Source organism: Pedobacter gandavensis (assembly GCF_014172405.1).
Lineage (GTDB): Bacteria > Bacteroidota > Bacteroidia > Sphingobacteriales > Sphingobacteriaceae > Pedobacter > Pedobacter gandavensis.
Map to the genome: position 1 here is coordinate 264,108 of NZ_WNXC01000005.1, position 18,329 is coordinate 282,436.

The following is an 18,329-nucleotide window of genomic DNA, read 5'->3' on the forward strand; positions in this document are numbered from 1 at the left end:
TATTTTAAGATGAAGAAAAAAGTTGTTTTAGCTTTTAGCGGAGGTTTAGATACTTCGTTTTGTTGTATTTATTTGGCGCAGGACCGTGGACTGGAAGTACATTCTGTGATTGTTAATACTGGTGGTTTTTCTGAGGAAGAACTTCAGGAGATCGAGAAACGTGCTTATGCCTTAGGAGTAGCTTCTCATGCGGTAGTGGATGAAACTGCCAATTATTATGATGGCTGTATTAAATATTTAGTGTTCGGTAATGTGTTGAAAAATGCGACTTACCCACTTTCTGTAAGTGCAGAACGTGTAAGTCAGGCAACGGCCATTGCAAACTATGTGAAAAAAATTGGTGCTGATTATGTGGCTCACGGTAGCACCGGTGCAGGAAATGATCAGGTACGTTTCGATATGATTTTCAATATCATCATTCCAAATGTAGAAATCATCACACCAATCAGAGATTTGAAATTATCCCGCGAAGCGGAAATAGAATATTTAGCCAATCATGGCGTAGCGTACAGTGCAGAAAAAGCAAGATACTCTATCAATAAAGGCTTATGGGGTACTTCAGTAGGAGGAAAAGAAACTTTGACTTCGAATGAAACTCTACCTGAAGAAGCTTGGCCAACACAGGTTTCAGTAACGGAACCACGTAAATTGGAGCTGACTTTCGAAAAAGGGGAGCTGGTAGGTATCGACGGAGAAACTTTAGCTCCGGTTGCAGCCATCCAAAAATTACAAGCAATAGCACAACCTTACGGTATCGGAAGAGATATTCACGTGGGTGATACCATTATCGGAATCAAAGGTCGTGTGGGTTTTGAAGCTGCGGCACCAATGGTGATCATCAAAGCACACCATACTTTAGAAAAACATACCTTAACGAAATGGCAGTTGTCATGGAAAGAGCAATTGGGTTCTTTTTATGGAAACTATTTACATGAAGGTCAGTTCCACGATCCAATTATGCGCAATATTGAAGCCTTCCTGACTGATACCCAGAAAATGGTGAGCGGAAAGGTATTCGTAGAATTGTTGCCATACCGTTTCCAGATTATTGGTATCGAGTCGGCACATGATTTAATGAGCAATAAATTCGGTAGCTACGGCGAAATGAACAACGCATGGAGTGGTGAAGATGTAAAAGGTTTCTCTAAGATTTTTGGTAACCAGGTGATGATCTGGCACAAAGTGAACGGTGATGAGAGTTAGAGCCGGGATCGTTGGCGGTGCCGGTTATACCGGTGGAGAGATGCTGCGCTTGCTGATCAACCATCCTTCGGTGGACATTGCTTTTGTGAATAGCAAAAGCAATGCAGGAAACCTGATCTCTGATGTGCATACGGATCTTTTCGGAGATACAGACCTGCGTTTTACAGGCGAATTATCTTCGGATATTGATGTCCTGTTTTTATGTGTAGGTCATGGCGATGCAAAAAAGTTCTTAGCTGCCAATCCTGTTGCTGAAGGCATCAAAATCATTGACCTGAGTCAGGATTTTAGATTGAAAGCTGCAGCTGGCGAGGATTGGGTTTATGGTTTGCCAGAAATGAATCGTGAGCGTATTAAAAATGCGAATTATATTGCAAATCCAGGTTGCTTTGCCACTTGTATCCAATTGGGATTATTACCACTGGCAGCGAAGGGCTTATTAAAAGGAGAAGTTCATGTGAACGCGACAACCGGTTCTACCGGCGCGGGACAAAGTCTTTCGGCTACTTCCCATTTCAGCTGGCGCAACAATAACCTGTCGATTTATAAAGCTTTTGAACACCAACACCTGAATGAAATCGGCGAAAGCCTGATACAGATGAATCCTGATTTTGATGGTGTCCTGAATTTCATCCCACAACGTGGAGATTTTCCAAGAGGAATTTTGGCTTCCATGTACGTGGAAAGCGACCTCACGGCCGAGGAAGCGCAAGCTTTATATGAAGCGTATTATGCGGCACATCCTTTTACGCATGTGAGTAAGAAAAATATAGATTTGAAGCAGGTAGTGAACACAAACAAAGCATTGGTACATGTAGAAAAACATGGTAATAAACTGTTTGTGATCAGTATCATTGATAATTTATTGAAAGGGGCAAGCGGACAAGCAGTGCAGAATATGAATTTGATTTTTGGACTGGAAGAGCGGCAAGGTCTGGCGCTTAAAGCAGCAGGGTTTTAATAAAACCCGCTGTACTGAACCTTGTTCAGGAACCGTTTAATCTTTTAATCACCTATTCAAACCTTAAAAAATGAACTTATTTGACGTATATCCGTTAAACAATATTGAAATCGTAAAAGCCGCAGGAAGCACCGTTTGGGATGCTGATGGCCAGGAATATTTAGACCTTTATGGCGGCCATGCCGTGATTTCTATCGGTCATACACACCCTCACTATGTGAAAAGACTGACCGATCAGTTGAACAAAGTGGGCTTTTATTCTAATTCCGTTAAAATCCCTTTGCAGGTGGAACTGGCTGAAAAGCTGGGGAAAGTATCTGGAAAGGTAGATTACCAGCTTTTCCTATGTAATTCAGGTGCAGAAGCAAATGAAAATGCATTGAAATTAGCTTCTTTCTACAACGGACGTAAAAAAATTATTGCCTTTAAAGGCGCCTTCCACGGAAGAACTTCATTGGCAGTTGCTGCTACTGATAACCCAAAAATTATTGCACCAGTTAATGAAACGGAAAATGTTGTTTTCCTTCCTCATAATGATGAAGCGGCTTTAGAAGCTGCGTTTGCATCCTTCGGAAACGAGGTTTGCGCGGTAATCATTGAAGGTATTCAGGGTGTTGGAGGGATTAAAGAGGCTTCAGTGAGTTTCCTTCAAAAGATTCGTTCGCTTTGTGATCAATATGATGCCCTTTACATCGCCGATAGCGTGCAATGTGGCTATGGGAGAACAGGAAAATTCTATTCTCATGATTATGCCGGTGTTGACGCTGATGTGTATACCATGGCAAAAGGAATGGGTAATGGTTTTCCAGTAGCAGGAATCTCGATCGCTCCGAAATTTAAGCCTTGGCATGGGATGTTAGGTACAACTTTCGGAGGTAATCACCTGGCTTGTGCCGCTGCCTTATCCGTTTTGGAGATTATGGATCAGGATCAGCTGATGAAAAATGCGGAAGAAATTGGAACCTACCTGATCTCGGAACTTCAGAAAGTTGAGGGCGTAAAAGAGGTTCGTGGTCGTGGTTTGATGATCGGTATTGAGCTTCCGGAAAGCCTGGCAAACGTAAAGAAAGATTTGTTGTTCAAGCACCATATCTTTACCGGTGAGGCCAAGCCAAATGTGATTAGACTATTGCCCGCATTGAACTTAACAAAAGCACAGGCAGATCACTTTTTAACTCATTTCAAAACCGCTTTAACAGGATCATAAGATGAAACAATTCACTTCAGTAAATGATGTTGAAGACATCAAAGAGTTAGTAGAAGCGGCATTGGCTTTGAAAAAAAGCCCTTACGCGCATCAGGAACTTGGAAAAAACAAGACTTTAGGACTGGTTTTTTTAAACCCTAGTCTGCGCACCCGCTTAAGCACGCAAAAAGCAGCACTGAACTTGGGGATGAATGTGATGGTGATGAATATGGACAAGGAAGGCTGGGCATTGGAAACACGTGATGGTGTGGTGATGAATGGTACTACTGTAGAACATATTAGGGAAGCTGCCGCAGTGATGGGGCAGTATTGTGATGTGTTGGGATTGCGTTCTTTTCCGAAGTTAGTCAACAGGGAAGAAGATTATAATGAAGAGTTTTTTAATAAATTCATTAGCTTTTGCGGTGTTCCAGTTGTGAGTCTGGAGAGTGCTACCCGTCACCCTTTACAAAGTTTGGCGGATCTGGTAACGATCAAAGAAACCTGGAAAGGCAGTAAAAAACCGAAGGTAGTTTTAGCCTGGGCTCCTCACATTAAAGCTTTGCCACAAGCAGTGCCGAATTCTTTTTCAGAATGGATGTGTCAAGCTCAAGAAGAAGGGATTCTGGATTTCACTATCGTGCAGCCAGTAGGCTATGAGCTGTCGACGGACTTTACATCAGGAGCAAATATTAGCCATAATATTGATGAGGCACTGGCAGATGCAGATTATATTTATGTGAAAAACTGGTCAAGTTATAAGCAATACGGAAAGGTATTGCCATTTCCAGAAGGTTGGATGATTACAAATGAACGGCTTAAAGTGACAAATGATGCGAAAGTAATGCATTGTTTGCCTGTGCGCCGGGATTTAGAGTTGTCCTCAGAAGTACTGGACGGACCAAATTCTTTAGTGATACAAGAAGCAGGGAATCGTTTATGGGCCGCGCAAGCAGTCCTGAAAGCAGTCCTGGAAACATTATAAATACCATAGGGATGTTGGAATAAATCCAACATCCTTTTTTTATACCTATTGATTTTCTGGAAAATGGTATGGTCTTATTAAATAGGACTAATATCGAAATCAAGGCCAGGAACATTGAAAAAATATTGAATAGAAATGAAGAAACTAAGTGTAATTAAAATCGGCGGAAATGTAATTGACAACTCGGAGAAACTGCATCAGTTCTTGCTGGACTTTAAAGCAGTTCCCGGAGATAAGATTTTAATTCATGGAGGTGGGAAAATAGCGACTGAACTCGGGCTCTCCTTAGGGGTAGAAGCGAAAATGGTAGAAGGTCGCCGCATTACCGACATTGAAACGCTGAGAGTCGTGACGATGGTATATGCCGGATTGATCAACAAAAATATGGTGGCACAATTGCAGGCAAAAGGTTGTAATGCAATCGGGATGACTGGTGCCGATGGAAACATCATCAAGGCTGTTAAACGTCCTGTTAAAGATATTGACTATGGCTTTGTAGGAGATCTGGATGAGCATTCTGTGGCTTCAGGGACTTTAGATAGTTTGATGAAAGCTGGATTAGTACCCGTTTTATGTGCGATTACGCATGATGGCGAAAGTCAGTTGTTAAATACCAATGCGGATACGATTGCCTCTGCCGTAGCCGTGGCCATGTCCGATTTGTACGATACGGTATTGGTATATTGCTTTGAAAAAAGAGGCGTTATGCGCGATATTGAAGATGATAATTCCTTAGTTCCTGTGATCAGGATGGAGGAATTTGAGGGATTAAAAGCAGAAGGGGTCGTATCCGGTGGAATGATTCCGAAACTACATAACGCTTTTGAAGCGATAAAAAAAGGAGTGGCTGCGGTTTATATTGGCAAAGCAGATGAGCTTCCTCAGTTAAATGAACAGGGTTTCGGAACCCGATTAACCATTTAACTATTTTGAATCTAGATCAATCACCAACCAAACGATAATAAGATGAAACAGTTTAACGGCAACATCGCCATTTTAGGAAGCGGAAATATTGGCATTTCTCTGGCCAAGGGACTAGTAAAAGCAAATTATGCAAAGCCCGGTCAGATTAGTTTAACCAGGAGAAATGTAGATCATCTAAGCCCCTTTGCCGAACAAGGCTTTGTGGTTAGTGGCGATAATGCAGCAGTTGTTGCTACTGCAGATGTTGTTGTACTGGCGGTTTTACCCCAGCAGTTAAACCAGTTGATGGATCAGATTCGCCCTGCAATAGATTTGAAAAAACATCTTTTTATCTCGGTAGCCTCCGGTGTCAGCTGTGCAGACATCAGGAATAAATTGGGAGCTGAAGCACAGGTGGTGCGGGCAATGCCAAATACGGCCATTGCCATCGGGCAATCCATGACCTGCATTGCAACGGATCAGGCTTCAGCAGAATATATGGAAGAGGTGACCCGTATGTTTGAAACAGTAGGTGCGGTAGTGAAAATAAATGAAGATCTGATGACAGCCGCGACAGCCCTTTGTGCCTGTGGCATTGCTTTCTTTCTAAGAGGGATCAGAGCAGCTTCGCAGGGCGGGGTAGAAATTGGGTTCCATGCAGATGAAGCGCTAAAAATGGCGGTTCAGACCGCAAAAGGAGCCGCAGACTTGCTGTTACAGATGCAGTCGCACCCGGAACAGGAAATAGATAAAGTAACTTCGCCGAAAGGCTGTACCATTGCCGGATTAAATGAGATGGAGCATAACGGCTTTAGCTCTTCTTTAATTAAAGGCATCAAGTTGTCGGCACAAAAAGCCGGCGCTTTATATACCAAAGAATAAAAATTATGATAGAACAACTGCAAAAAGATAGTTTAGAACTGTTGAAACAATTGATTAGCATCTCTTCTTTTTCTAAAGAAGAAGATCAAACCGCTGATGTAATTGAACAGTTTTTGCAGACGCGCGAGGTAAAAACTCAGCGCAAATTGAATAATGTGTGGGCTTATAACAAGCATTTTGATCCGACAAAGCCGACCATGCTTTTAAACTCACACCATGATACGGTGAAGCCAAATTCTGGCTATACACGCGATCCTTTCGCGCCAACTGTTGAAGATGGTAAATTATATGGATTGGGGAGTAATGATGCAGGAGGATGCCTCGTTTCGCTTATAGCAACCTTCCTTTACTTCTATGAGCAAGAGGGATTGAGCTATAATGTGTGTCTGGCAGCCACTGCGGAGGAGGAAATCTCTGGAAATAACGGCCTGGAATGTGTCCTCCCAGATCTTGGAGCATTAGAATTTGCAATTGTGGGTGAGCCTACGCTAATGAATTTAGCAGTTGCAGAACGTGGTTTGCTCGTTTTAGATTGTGTTTCGACCGGAAAAGCAGGTCATGCTGCCCGAGAGGAAGGTGACAATGCGATTTATAAAGCTTTGAAGGATATTGAATGGTTCCGCAGTTATCGTTTTTCTAAGGTGTCGGAAATGTTTGGTCCTTTGAAAATGTCGGTTACCATTATCAATGCAGGTTCTCAACACAATGTGGTGCCTGCAACCTGTACTTTTACAGTAGATGTGCGGGTTTCTGATGCCTATACCAATGAAGAGGTGTTGAAAATTATTAGAACAAATGTGGATTGTAGCGTTACGCCAAGATCAATTCGCCTGAAGCCTTCTTCGATTGATAAACAACATCCAATTGTGCTTTCAGGAATTGCTTTGGGAAGAACAACTTATGGCTCGCCAACAACTTCCGATCAAGCGCTATTGAGCATCCCTTCTTTGAAAGTTGGGCCTGGTGATTCTGCACGCTCACATATGGCAGACGAATATGTGTTTGTAAAGGAGGTAGAAGAAGGCATTAAACTTTATATAGAAATGTTAAAACCAGTGATTAACGGAAAATAAAGTCTGGTTCTCCATAACTAACAAACCTTATCGAATAGTGTCATAGTCTCTTTTTTATAATCAACAGGCCGCAACACCAGTGAAGTGTTGCGGCCTGTTTCGTTATTATTATTATTATTATTCATTTTCAAATGCTCTGGCTTCCAGGTGTTTTTCCATATCCGAGCGGTTGATTCCTTTTGCCCACCAATCTGGGGCAGGTTTATCTTTTAGCATATAATCGAAATATTCCATCATGCGAACGGCGTAATCTTTACGGTTCGGTAATTTAGCAATCCCATGGTTCTCTCCACGATAAGTGATCATAACAACCGGTTTATTTAACCTTCTTAGTCCGTTATAATATTCAATACCTTGTGTGTAATCCACAGCGCCGTCTTTGTCGTTATGCAGTAGTAATAAGGGCGTTTGTACTTTTTTGATGTGATATATAGGAGAGTTGCGCGTAAAGGCATCCCAATTGTCCCAGTATCCTGGCGTTAATCTACCCTGACTTGCTTCAAAAATAGCCTGGTTTGTGCCTCCGCTGTTCCAATATATCAAACTATACATACTGATCATATTGGTTAAGGGAGCACCTGCTGCCGCTGCCTTGAAAATGTTGGTTTGAGTGATCAAAAATGAAGTCTGATAACCTCCCCAGGAATGACCATGGATGGCTACTCTTTTTTCATCAACGACGCCTGTAGCAATTGCAGCTTTTACTGCTGGAACTACGCATGCAACAGCCGACATTCCCGGATCATTTAGTTTATATTTAATATCCGGCATTAAAACTGCATAGCCATTGCTGGTATACATTGCGCGGTTGAAACCTCCACCAGGAAAAACAGGCATGGCGTAAGTATTCATTTGATCTGTTAAGCGCTCGTAGATATAGGTGATGGTTGGATAACTTTTTCCTTCCTGATAATTGGCAGGGAGGTATAATACTGCCTGCAAAGAATCACCGTTTGCACTCAGATAGTTGATGAGCTTAACACCTTTAGACCAGGCGTACTTTGCTTGATCTGGTGTGTTTCGGGTAACCTGTTTTGCGCTGGTCAGGTTAGCCGAGTTAGTTGCATAAACTTCTGGTGAATTCTCATTGTCCTGTTTCATGTAAATGAAAACATTTCCATCTGTTGCTTTGCTTACTCCGTTATAAATATGATCATCTAAGAAAAGTGGTTTGATGCTGTTTTTACCAGCCTCTAAGAGGCCAATTCCTGATTTTTTATTCTGGTTATTGAAAATTGTAAAATACTGATCTTTACTTAAGTCTATTCCCTTTTCTTTTGGGTAATTGAAGGATTTTCCCTGGACTTCCTGTTTTTTACTTTTCCAGTTTTCAGAAAGGGAAATTGCAGTTTTTCCATCCGCCGAAATACGCCAGAGATCATAGTTGTCTTTGATCAAGGCATACTTGGAGTCCGCAGACCAGCCAAAGTTCGACGTAGATGGTTTCAAGACATTGTGATCGTCTAATTCATCTACAAAGGAAGCCTTGATGTTTTTGGTCAAGTTGTATTGTTGCCCACTTTCTAAATTGATACTGTAAAAGGCGCCATCTTTGCTGAAACTAGCCCATTTTCCATTCGGAGCCATGCTCAACAGTCCTCTTCCTGCGGTATAGAATTTTTCGAAAATACGTTTTTTTGAACCTGTCTTTAAGTCAATGACATAGATGTCCGTATAACCTTGCCCGTCCAAATTGCCCATCAACTCATAATTAGAATTGTCATAGCCGATGGCATATAGGTTTTTGGGGCCCACAAATACGGTTTTTAACGTGCTATCTGCCAATTGACTGAATTTTTGATCCGCAATGCGATAGGAACTCAGGTAACTGTAGTTTTTGTCTCTGGTTTCCTGTGTTTGTTGCGCCGATTGAAGGCGTTTATCCTGCCAGTTCCAAATGATCATATCTGGCTTTTCAATATCGGCTTTTGCCAAAGCTTTGTTGTCCATTTTAGACTTTCCGGTAGTATCTGCCTTGGTTTTATCTTTCAATTTCTCCCCGGATTTATCTTTATTGGTACTATCTGTTTTCTTTTCCTGAGTAGTGATGCCGAAGAATAATGTGCTCTGATCCTCTGACCAGGCAGGTAGCCCATTTCCACTGATTCCCATGTCCGTAGGGAAGTTCTTCAGACTTAGTCCACTGAAAGTGATTTTATGGCTCAATTCTCCAGCAATTTTATGAATGCCGATCACCGAAAAAACAGCGTCTTTGAATTTGTCATTTTTGTTGGACTTGAGTAGGGCGAATGCATCTCCATTCTCATTCCAGTTGATGCTCTTGTAATTTGCCTTGTCATTTTCTAAAGCTGTAATGAGTCCGGTTTTCATATCTCTAATGAAAATTCCATTCCCATTTTGTCCATTGGCATCAATGATGTAAGCCAGGACGGTACCCGCTTTATTGAAAGAGTATTCGGATACATTGCCCAGATTGAAGCTCTTTTTTGTATTCATTTGATAAAGCAAAAGATCGGTTCCTTTCGGTGCATCTTTATCTTTTGATGCATTCTCCGCTGCGGTAAAATGGATCGCCAGCCATTCCGGATTATCCGCAGAGAAGTTGAAATTCTTTACTTTTTCAAAAGTTGTCTTTTGATTGCCCGGTAAGGAAACCAATACCAATTGATCGTAAAGTGGTTTCATTGTTTTCTTTGCGGCTTTGACCTCTGTATCTTTCGCCGAAACTTTAAATGCAGCATATTTCGAGTCTTTAGAATAGACCACAGGCGAAGCTGTTGCGCCAATCGGGTAACTGAAATTACTGGTGTCTGATATTTTTCGGATGACGGTTTGAAGATCCCCTTCAGTAGGGCCTTTTGCCCAAGATAACCACTGTCCGTTAGGAGAGAGGCTATAGGTATTGCTTCTGATGGAATTCCATTTGGAGACTTCTTTCCAACTCAGTGCTGGTTTCTGTTGTGCAAGAACGCTTGTTGCGAAGGGCAGGATCAACAGTAAGAGTGAATACTTGATTCTGTTCATTATGGTTAAGGTTTCTACTAAATTATTGTTTTAGTTTAACAATATTCCAATGTGACAAGAATATTGTACACTCCTCCTTTATAGCGTAATTATTGTATTTTTGCAAAATACCTTTAGCCTTTAAAGAACCTAAACTATAGATTGATCAATGAAGATTTGGCAAAAAAACGTAGACGTAAATAAAGATATTGAAACTTTTACCGTAGGTAAAGACAGGGAACTGGATTTGCAAATGGCTGCTTTTGATGTGTTAGGCTCTTTAGCCCATGTGGAAATGCTGGAAAGTATTGGATTACTAACCGCATCGGAGCTTTTAGATATACAAAAAGAACTCAAACATATCTACTCGGATATCGCCGCAGGGAAATTCACTATCGATGATACCGTAGAAGATGTGCACTCGCAGGTAGAATGGTTGCTGACACAACGCATAGGGGAAGCAGGGAAGAAAATTCATAGCGGACGCTCTCGTAATGACCAGGTTCTGGTAGATTTAAAACTTTATTTCAGAAGCTGTATTGAAGAGATGGTGGGCAATACCACGGTTCTTTTTGAACAACTAATAGAACTGAGTAATACCCATAAAGATAAATTGCTTCCAGGATATACGCATTTACAAATCGCCATGCCTTCTTCTTTCGGTTTATGGTTCGGTGCTTATGCAGAAAGTCTGGTAGATGACATGGAATTGATGCTGGCCGCTTATAAAATCTGTAACAAGAATCCGTTGGGATCTGCAGCAGGTTATGGCTCATCCTTTCCTTTAAATAGAACTATGACTACAGAACTATTGGGCTTCGAAAGACTCAATTATAATGTGGTTTACGCACAGATGGGGAGGGGGAAAACAGAACGTGTATTGGCACAGGCGATGTCTTCTGTAGCCGCTTCCTTAGCTAAAATGGCGATGGATGTTTGTTTGTTTATCAACCAAAATTTCGGATTCATTAGTTTCCCTGATGAATTGACTACCGGATCGAGCATCATGCCTCACAAAAAGAACCCGGATGTTTTTGAACTTATTCGTTCCAGATGTAATAAAATTCAGGCATTGCCAAATGAAATTGCATTGATGACCACCAATTTGCCTTCAGGTTACCACCGTGATCTGCAGTTGCTGAAAGAGAACCTTTTCCCGGCCATCACTTCCTTGAATGAGTGCCTGGAAATGACCACTTATATGCTGCAACATATTCGTATTAAAGAGGAAATCCTTGCAGATAAAAAATATGCTTACCTGTTCAGCGTTGAAGTAGTAAATGAACTGGCTTTACAAGGTGTGCCTTTTAGAGAGGCTTACAAAATTGTCGGGGAATCGATTGAGAATGGTACATTTTCACCATCTACGCAGTTGAATCATACTCATGAAGGTAGTATTGGGAATCTTTGCAATCCTGAAATTAAGGACATGATGAATGAAGTGCTCTCCCAGTTTAAATTTGAGAAAACGACTGCCGCAATTGAGAAATTGCTGGCTTAATTATTCATATATAAATAAAATACAATGAAAGTATCAGTATTAGCCAACACGCTTATCGGTTCAGAAATCATTAAAATTGGAAACGAAGTAAATGAAATGAAGCGAAAGGGTGCAGAGATTGCAAACCTGACTATCGGTGATTTCGACCCTTCTATTTTTCCAATTCCAGCTGAACTGAAAGAGGAGATTATTGATGCTTATCACCACAATCAAACCAATTACCCTCCTGCTGATGGGATCTTGCCCTTGCGTGAAACCGTGGTTGGAGTTTTAAAAGATCGGTATGCGTTAAGCTATACGACTCAGGATATTCTGGTTGCAGGCGGTTCACGCCCTCTAATTTATGCAACTTATCTGGCGTTAATCGATCCTGGAGATAAAGTGATTTATCCGGCACCATCATGGAATAATAACCACTATTGTCACCTTTCTTCGGCAAAAGGAATTGCTGTGGAAACCACAGTTGAAAATAACTTTATGCCTACCGCGGCACAGTTAAAGCCTCATTTGAAAGGAGCAACGCTATTGGCTTTATGTTCTCCGCTGAATCCTACCGGGACGATGTTTACCAAAGCGCAGTTGGAAGAGATTTGCGATGTGGTAATTGCAGAGAATGATAGCAGATCACCTGATGAAAAGCCTTTATATATCATGTATGACCAGATTTATTCTCTATTGACTTTTGGTAAGGAGCATATAAATCCAGTGAGCTTACGACCGGAATTGAAAGATTATGTAATTTATATTGATGGGATTTCTAAATGTTTATCTGCGACAGGAGTTCGTGTAGGATGGGGTTTTGGACCAGAAAAAATCATTGGTAAAATGAAATCAATCCTAGGTCATATCGGAGCATGGGCACCTAAAGCAGAGCAGGTGGCCGTTGCAAAATATTTTAAAAATGCAAACCTGGTAGATCAATACCTGAGCTCATTCAAAAAACAAGTTCAAAACAGCCTTGATGCTCTTTACAATGGTTTTCAGCAATTGAAAACAGAAGGATTTGCTGTAGATGCAGTGATTCCTATGGGCGCAATCTACCTGACGCTAAAAATCGACTATATCGGTAAAACGACGCCCGAAGGTGAAGTGTTGAAAAACAGTGCAGATGTAAACTTCTACCTGATTAAAGAAGCTCAGGTGGCTTTAGTTCCTTTCTCTGCGTTTGGAACAGATGAAACCGTAAACTGGTTCCGTGCTTCTGTTGGAGGTTGCTCTTTGAGTGATATTGAAAATATGATTCCAAGAATCAAAGCCGCTTTGAGTAAACTGAAGTAATAAAGCTTGTAAAGTGAAAAGCTTTGTTTAGTGCTAATAACCTAGCGGTCGCAATTGCTTAAATGAAAACTTGCTGATAAAAGAAATGCCCCCAAATTTTGGGGGCATTTTATGTTTAACTCCATTCGGAGTATTTCATCAGCTTATTTAAACTCCGACGTTTTGTGGAATTCAATATCCGGATAATCACGCATGGTCATATTGATCATGAAATCATTATCCGCAAGGAATACTGGATTGCCATCCTTATCTTCACCAATATGTTGCTGTTTCCTTTTCAGGAATTCTTCTAATTTTTTCTTGTCTTTCGAGGTAACCCAATTCGAACGGCCATAACTCAAGGTACGGAAATGCGCTTTAGCACCATACTCATGCTCCAGACGGAAAGCAATTACCTCAAACTGAAGCTCACCAACTGCACCAATAATCTTACGGTTACCCGGTTGTGCAATAAATAATTGTGCAACACCTTCCTCAGTAAGCTGCTGGATGCCTTTTTCCAGCTGTTTTGTACGTAATGGATCTCTATTCTCTACTTCTTTAAATATCTCAGGAGAGAAGCTAGGAATGCCCTTAAATTTCAACTGTTCGCCTTCAGTTAAGGTGTCTCCAATTTTAAAGTTTCCACTGTCGTATAATCCAACAACATCTCCAGGCCATGCTTCTTCTACAATACTCTTCTCATTGGCCATGAAATCCATTGGGTTCGAGAATTTCAATTTTTTACCCTGACGCGTATGGTAATAGAATTTGTTTCGCTCAAATTTTCCAGAGCAAACCCTTAAAAAGGCGATACGGTCACGGTGTTTTGGGTCTAAGTTGGCATGAATTTTAAATACAAAACCACTAAAGTTCTTTTCATCTACTTTCACTTCACGCTCTTCTGCCTCTCTGCTTCTAGGGCTAGGTGCAATCTGAACGAAAGTATCTAACAATTCTTTAATCCCGAAGTTATTGATTGCACTACCAAAAAACACAGGGGCAAGTAGGCCTTCCGTGTACATACTTTTGTCTAGCTGACCATAAACACCATCTACCAATTCCAGGTCACCTTTCAGGCCATCAAGTTCTTTTGGTTTCAGGAAATTACTTAGGTTAGGATCATTCAGATCATTTACCTCCACAACAGATTCACTGATTTTAGTTTTATCAGCCTCAAAAAGATTCAGGTGATTATTATAGATGCTATACACCCCTTTGAAGGTATGGCCTTGACCAATTGGCCATGACAAAGGACAAAGACTGATGTTCAATTTATTCTCAATTTCGTCTAACAGATCGAAAGCATCTTTACCCTCACGGTCCATCTTATTCACAAAGATGATCACTGGGGTATTCCGCATGCGGCAAACTGCCATCAATTTTTCGGTCTGCTCTTCCACACCTTTTACACAGTCGACCACCAAAATAACACTATCTACAGCAGATAAAGTACGGTAAGTGTCTTCCGCGAAGTCCTTGTGACCTGGTGTATCTAATATATTAATGCGTTTTCCACTATATTCAAAGCCCATTACAGAGGTCGCTACGGAAATTCCACGCTGTTTCTCAATTTCCATAAAATCGGAAGTATTGCTTTGGTTGGCCTTGTTACGTTTAACCGCTCCGGCTGTATTAATTGCACCTCCAAAGAGTAAAAACTTCTCTGTAAGGGTAGTTTTACCGGCATCGGGGTGACTGATAATAGCGAATGTTTTTCGTTTTTCTATTTCTGGGTGAATCATAAAGAATTAAGCCTGTTGTGCTTGATGAGGCTGCAAAGATAAATATAATATATAAAAGAAATCGTATCGCTTCCTATAGTGCTTCGGATCAGCAGGGCTGAACACTAAAAAACCGGCCATCGCTGACCGGTTTTTAATGATTTTCAAAAATTATCCTCTTCCGGATCTTCTTTCGCCTTCAGATCTGCCTTCGCTGCTGCGACCTTCTGAACGGGGAGGCGCACTTTGACGTTCCTGCCTTTCCATTCTTTGCGGTTGTGCCTGAGGTTGTCTTTGTGGCTCTGGCTGGCGTTGTTGTTGCGGCTGTTGCTGTGGCATTGGCCTTTCTGCCCTTTGTTCACGCTGTGGTCTGGCTTGAGGCTGTGGCACCTGCTGTTGTGGTGCTGTTTGCTGTTGCGGAACATTTTGAGGCGCATTCGGCATTCTAGAGGGACGGTTTTCCCTTCCAGAATAAGTCCGGTCAGGTTGCGACTGATTTACATCAGGGTTTCTGTTCGGTAAGGTTGCAGGTCTGTTGTTATCTCTAGAAGGCCTGTTGTTGCCGGTATTATCTCGCTCAGTTGTGTTATTCGTAGGTGGGTTTACATTTGCATTTCCCCGATCTCCTCTTCCTGTTCGGTCTGCGCCTGGATTTCCATTTCCAGCCGTCGCTTCATTTCTGGATGGACGACCAATGGTAGAAGAGTTTGCCGGAGAAGTACGATCACCTCTGGTTAAGTTGGCGTCACCTTTAATTGCGTTTCTTGGTGCTTCCACTGATCCCCGATTTGTTCTCGAAACTCTAGGATTGTAGATGTCCAGTTCATTGCCCCTGATTTCACTTCTTCCCGCTCTATCCGTTCTGTTTACACGATATATAGGTACATCCCCTCTGGTGGCACGCCTCACATCATCTACCCTCGGACCAGTGTAATATGTTCTTCTACCTCTTACATAAGTATTATTAATGATTGTCGTATTGTGAATAATAGTCACATTTCTACGAGAATAATACCTTGGAAATCTATTGTAATAAATGTTTGCCTGAGGGATAAATACCCACCAGTTATCCGGAATGCCTATATTGATGTTGATATTTAGGCCAGGGCTTAAAGGTGCCCATCCATAATATCCACCGCCGCTTCTCCAGGTTACCCATGCAGGCCCCCAAACGGTATCAGGAATCCATAACCACTGTCCGTAACGGTTATAGACCCATCTTCCGTAGTGAAATGGTGCCCATCCCCAATCATAATCTGAGACCCAAGTATTACCATATTCTGTCATTGCCCATCGGCCATTGCTATAATAAGGTCTAAAATCCTGGTCGTCAACATCTGGCCTCCATACGTATCCGTATTGCGGATCCTGTATCCAAGTGCCATAGGGAGAAAGCTCATCATAAAATGATTGGAGCGATACCTCATCATCTTGCGCCATAGCGCGCTGCGTGAAACCGGTGAGGAGGAGCAAAAGCCCCAGCACAATTGTCGGTAATTTGATTAACTTTTTCATTTGTGTGTGTGTTTAATTTACCTAACGGTATTGATATATCAATTTGAGTTCCAAATCCTAAGAAAAGTTTAAAGCTCGAAAGAAATATTACATTAGGATTAGGAAGATTTACCTAACAATATTGGCTTTTTGAAGGTTTATGCGAACATTTAATTCGCTGGATAGGTCTGATTTTATCGCCAAATTAGTGAAAAATATTTTTTATCATCGTTAAAATACGGTCAGATTGTAATATTAAATCCCAGGTCTTGCTCTTTCCAAGAATATATTTTCTTCTTTTGTAAACAAAACACAACTTATGCAAAAAGGCACTTTATTTTTGATACCTGTACCTCTGGCAGAAAATGCTGCTCAGAAATCTTTTACTCCTTTTCTAGGTGATACCATTAATTCCATCAGTACTTATATTGTGGAGAATGAGAAATCCGCCAGAAAATTTTTGAAAGAGGCTGGATTGAAAATGCCACAGAGTGAGCTGGTGGTTCATGATTATGGCAAACATCAGCGTAATGCCTCTTTAGCGCCTTATTTCAAAGAATTAACCGCTGGAAAAGATGTAGGTCTAATGAGTGAAGCCGGATGCCCGGGTGTAGCAGATCCAGGTGCTGAAATCGTTGCTGAAGCACATAGAAGAGGGATTAAAGTAGTTCCTTTGGTAGGCCCAAGTTCTATTCTGCAGGCTTTAATGGCTTCAGGATTTAACGGACAAAGTTTTACGTTCCATGGATACCTACCAATTGATAAAGTTGAAAGAGCAAAAAAAATAAAAGAAATCGAGTTACAGTCGACAAAAAACAAGCAAACGCAGATTTTTATGGAGACTCCTTTCAGAAATAACCATTTGTTTGAAGATGTATTGAAAAATGCTTCTGCACATGCAATGTTATGTGTGGCTTCCAATATCAATGGGGAGGAAGAATACATTAAAACATTATCGGTGACATTTTGGAAGAAGGAACGTATCGACCTTCATAAAAAGCCAACGATCTTTTTGCTGTATAAACCAGCATAACCGAGGCAATTAGGCCTAGCGGTACATGTTTTTATTATCCATGAAGGACAAGACATTATCCGGAACAAAAAATTGAACATTTCTTCCATCTTTTAACGCTTTGCGAATAAAGGTAGAAGAAATGTCCATTTGTGGGGTATCTGTTATGGTAATTGAAGGATGATTTTCCCACTCTTTTACGTCTACACCTGGTCTTGGGTAGACATAAATCTCATAATTTTTGAGCAGTGTTTCATAATTCTTCCACTTTTTAAGTGAACTGAGGTTGTCTGCACCCATGATCAGCACGAACTCCTTTCCAGGATATTTTTCCTGAAGGTAAGCCAAGGTATCAATGGTATATGAGGGTTGAGGAAGGCCAAATTCAATGTCACTCACTTTAATGTGATCTGCACCTTCTGTAGCTAGTTTAGCCATTTCCAGGCGGTCGTACATATTTGTAAGTCCGTTTTTATTTTTCAGGGGATTATGTGGTGAAACCACCAACCATACCTCCTTAAGCCCTGTAAAACACGCCATGTAATTGGCGATGATCAGGTGCCCGATATGGATGGGATTAAATGAACCAAAAAATAACCCTGTTTTCATCTATTTTTTATTGATAAAGTCACCCACTAGCTTTTCCGCTTCTTTACAAGCAGTTTCCAGATCATAATTTTTCAAAATGACATCAAATTTATCAGCATAGGCCAATTCTTTTTCCGCCTTTGTAAAGCGTTCCTGAAGTTTTTCCGGACTATCAGTTCCTCTTCCGGTTAAACGCTCTTTTAAGATCTCTAAAGAGGGTGGCTGAACAAATATAGCCAAAGCATCATTTTCGTATTTACGTTTAAGGCGCAAGCCACCTTCCACGTCAATGTCAAAAATTACATGTTTGCCGGTATTCCAGATACGCTCTATCTCAGACCTCAATGTGCCATAAAAAGTGCCATTGTATACTTCTTCGAATTCTACAAACTCCTGATGCGCTACTTTATGGAGAAAGCTCTCTTGAGAGATAAAATAATAATCCTTTTCATGTTCCTCATCTCCCCTTGCCGGACGTGTAGTGGCTGAAATAGAAAAGCTTAAAGAAGGAAATTTCTGTAATAGGTGTTTTACGATAGTGGTTTTGCCTGCGCCAGATGGTGCAGAAAATATAATGAGTTTACCTTGTGTCATGC

General features: G+C 41.2%; 15 protein-coding genes. 10 read left to right on the top strand and 5 right to left on the bottom strand.

Annotation, left to right across the window (positions count from 1 at the left end):
* The first annotated feature begins 9 nt into the window (after window positions 1-9).
* The 7 genes from argG (at window position 10) to GM920_RS15285 (ending at window position 7,193) form a co-directional block, all read left to right on the top strand.
* The gene (argG, locus tag GM920_RS15255) at window positions 10-1,203 is read left to right on the top strand and encodes an argininosuccinate synthase (protein WP_182959019.1); all 1,194 of its coding nucleotides are present in this window, start codon (window positions 10-12) and stop codon (window positions 1,201-1,203) included.
* Entirely contained in the window at window positions 1,193-2,164 is a 972-nt protein-coding gene (gene argC, locus GM920_RS15260) for an N-acetyl-gamma-glutamyl-phosphate reductase (RefSeq protein WP_182959021.1), read from the top strand. The genes argG and argC overlap by 11 nt, the downstream gene beginning before the upstream one ends.
* 70 nt (window positions 2,165-2,234) lie before the next feature.
* Window positions 2,235-3,371: an aspartate aminotransferase family protein gene (locus tag GM920_RS15265; RefSeq protein WP_182959023.1), complete on the top strand. Its 1,137-nt coding sequence runs from the start codon at window positions 2,235-2,237 to the stop codon at window positions 3,369-3,371.
* 1 nt (window position 3,372) lies between these two features.
* The gene (locus GM920_RS15270; protein WP_182959025.1) at window positions 3,373-4,335 is read left to right on the top strand and encodes a Rossmann-fold NAD(P)-binding domain-containing protein; all 963 of its coding nucleotides are present in this window, start codon (window positions 3,373-3,375) and stop codon (window positions 4,333-4,335) included.
* 135 nt (window positions 4,336-4,470) lie between these two features.
* Entirely contained in the window at window positions 4,471-5,259 is a 789-nt protein-coding gene (argB, locus tag GM920_RS15275; RefSeq protein ID WP_182959028.1) for an acetylglutamate kinase, read from the top strand.
* Between the two features lie 42 nt (window positions 5,260-5,301).
* Window positions 5,302-6,120: a pyrroline-5-carboxylate reductase gene (proC, locus tag GM920_RS15280; protein WP_182959031.1), complete on the top strand. Its 819-nt coding sequence runs from the start codon at window positions 5,302-5,304 to the stop codon at window positions 6,118-6,120.
* Between the two features lie 5 nt (window positions 6,121-6,125).
* Window positions 6,126-7,193, top strand: coding sequence for a M20 family metallo-hydrolase (locus tag GM920_RS15285; protein ID WP_182959033.1), 1,068 nt, complete (start codon window positions 6,126-6,128; stop codon window positions 7,191-7,193).
* Window positions 7,194-7,310: 117 nt separating this feature from the next.
* Here the strand turns inward: GM920_RS15285 and GM920_RS15290 are convergent, their stop codons facing one another.
* Window positions 7,311-10,178: a S9 family peptidase gene (locus GM920_RS15290; protein ID WP_182959035.1), complete on the bottom strand. Its 2,868-nt coding sequence runs from the start codon at window positions 10,176-10,178 to the stop codon at window positions 7,311-7,313.
* 148 nt (window positions 10,179-10,326) lie between these two features.
* Between GM920_RS15290 and argH the strand changes: the two genes are divergently transcribed.
* Both argH and GM920_RS15300 read left to right on the top strand, forming a co-directional pair.
* A complete protein-coding gene (gene argH, locus GM920_RS15295) occupies window positions 10,327-11,658 on the top strand; it encodes an argininosuccinate lyase (RefSeq protein WP_182959037.1) in 1,332 nt (443 codons plus the stop codon).
* Window positions 11,659-11,682: 24 nt separating this feature from the next.
* The gene (locus GM920_RS15300) at window positions 11,683-12,936 is read left to right on the top strand and encodes a pyridoxal phosphate-dependent aminotransferase (protein WP_182959039.1); all 1,254 of its coding nucleotides are present in this window, start codon (window positions 11,683-11,685) and stop codon (window positions 12,934-12,936) included.
* Between the two features lie 143 nt (window positions 12,937-13,079).
* Here the strand turns inward: GM920_RS15300 and GM920_RS15305 are convergent, their stop codons facing one another.
* Window positions 13,080-14,660 (bottom strand): peptide chain release factor 3, encoded by a 1,581-nt coding sequence (locus tag GM920_RS15305; RefSeq protein WP_182959041.1) that lies wholly within the window; start codon window positions 14,658-14,660, stop codon window positions 13,080-13,082.
* A 150-nt stretch (window positions 14,661-14,810) separates the two neighbouring features.
* Complete coding sequence (locus GM920_RS15310; protein WP_182959043.1) at window positions 14,811-16,154, bottom strand: DUF6600 domain-containing protein; 1,344 nt, start codon at window positions 16,152-16,154, stop codon at window positions 14,811-14,813.
* A gap of 298 nt (window positions 16,155-16,452) precedes the next feature.
* Between GM920_RS15310 and GM920_RS15315 the strand changes: the two genes are divergently transcribed.
* Window positions 16,453-17,166, top strand: coding sequence for an SAM-dependent methyltransferase (locus GM920_RS15315; protein WP_182959045.1), 714 nt, complete (start codon window positions 16,453-16,455; stop codon window positions 17,164-17,166).
* A gap of 15 nt (window positions 17,167-17,181) precedes the next feature.
* On the opposite strand, the gene nadD is transcribed toward GM920_RS15315, so the two are convergent.
* Together nadD and gmk are read right to left on the bottom strand one after the other, a co-directional pair.
* Window positions 17,182-17,754, bottom strand: coding sequence for a nicotinate (nicotinamide) nucleotide adenylyltransferase (gene nadD / locus GM920_RS15320; protein WP_182959047.1), 573 nt, complete (start codon window positions 17,752-17,754; stop codon window positions 17,182-17,184).
* A complete protein-coding gene (gmk, locus tag GM920_RS15325; RefSeq protein WP_182959049.1) occupies window positions 17,755-18,327 on the bottom strand; it encodes a guanylate kinase in 573 nt (190 codons plus the stop codon). It abuts the gene before it with no gap.
* Between the last annotated feature and the right edge of the window lie 2 nt (window positions 18,328-18,329).

Bases quoted from the DNA above. Each gene is read 5' to 3' on its own strand.
- GM920_RS15315 (WP_182959045.1), top strand. From the start codon at position 16,453: ATGCAAAAAGGCACTTTATTTTTGATACCTGTACCTCTGGCAGAAAAT.
- proC (WP_182959031.1), top strand. From the start codon at position 5,302: ATGAAACAGTTTAACGGCAACATCGCCATTTTAGGAAGCGGAAATATT.
- argH (WP_182959037.1), top strand. From the start codon at position 10,327: ATGAAGATTTGGCAAAAAAACGTAGACGTAAATAAAGATATTGAAACT.
- GM920_RS15270 (WP_182959025.1), top strand. From the start codon at position 3,373: ATGAAACAATTCACTTCAGTAAATGATGTTGAAGACATCAAAGAGTTA.
- gmk (WP_182959049.1), bottom strand. From the start codon at position 18,327: ATGACACAAGGTAAACTCATTATATTTTCTGCACCATCTGGCGCAGGC.
- GM920_RS15285 (WP_182959033.1), top strand. From the start codon at position 6,126: ATGATAGAACAACTGCAAAAAGATAGTTTAGAACTGTTGAAACAATTG.
- argG (WP_182959019.1), top strand. From the start codon at position 10: ATGAAGAAAAAAGTTGTTTTAGCTTTTAGCGGAGGTTTAGATACTTCG.
- GM920_RS15300 (WP_182959039.1), top strand. From the start codon at position 11,683: ATGAAAGTATCAGTATTAGCCAACACGCTTATCGGTTCAGAAATCATT.
- argB (WP_182959028.1), top strand. From the start codon at position 4,471: ATGAAGAAACTAAGTGTAATTAAAATCGGCGGAAATGTAATTGACAAC.
- GM920_RS15290 (WP_182959035.1), bottom strand. From the start codon at position 10,178: ATGAACAGAATCAAGTATTCACTCTTACTGTTGATCCTGCCCTTCGCA.
- GM920_RS15265 (WP_182959023.1), top strand. From the start codon at position 2,235: ATGAACTTATTTGACGTATATCCGTTAAACAATATTGAAATCGTAAAA.
- GM920_RS15305 (WP_182959041.1), bottom strand. From the start codon at position 14,660: ATGATTCACCCAGAAATAGAAAAACGAAAAACATTCGCTATTATCAGT.
- GM920_RS15310 (WP_182959043.1), bottom strand. From the start codon at position 16,154: ATGAAAAAGTTAATCAAATTACCGACAATTGTGCTGGGGCTTTTGCTC.
- nadD (WP_182959047.1), bottom strand. From the start codon at position 17,754: ATGAAAACAGGGTTATTTTTTGGTTCATTTAATCCCATCCATATCGGG.
- argC (WP_182959021.1), top strand. From the start codon at position 1,193: ATGAGAGTTAGAGCCGGGATCGTTGGCGGTGCCGGTTATACCGGTGGA.